At 44.3% G+C, this 280-nt stretch carries 1 protein-coding gene; it reads left to right on the plus strand.

Annotated elements, in window-relative coordinates; genetic code table 11:
- The coding region (locus ACSG5Z_RS32520) for an acylglycerol kinase family protein (protein ID WP_435712999.1) at positions 1–280 on the plus strand (280 nt) is incomplete at both ends.

Here is a 280-nt window from a genome sequence, read left to right on the forward strand (position 1 = left end):
ACTTCATACGAAAGAGCAAGGCGATGCAACAAAATATTGCCACGAGTTTGCTAGTAACGTAGATTTAATTATCGTCTTTGGTGGCGACGGTACTGTATTCGAATGCACAAATGGCTTAGCACCTCTTGAAACTAGACCTACACTTGCAATCATTCCAGGCGGCACTTGCAACGACTTCTCTCGTACGCTAGGCGTTCCGCAAAACATCGCAGAAGCAGCAACACTCATTACACAAGAACACGTAAAACCAGTTGATGTTGCAAAAGCAAATGGACTACAC

The sequence above is a fragment of the Bacillus pretiosus genome (assembly GCF_051294775.1).
Taxonomy (GTDB): domain Bacteria; phylum Bacillota; class Bacilli; order Bacillales; family Bacillaceae_G; genus Bacillus_A; species Bacillus_A wiedmannii.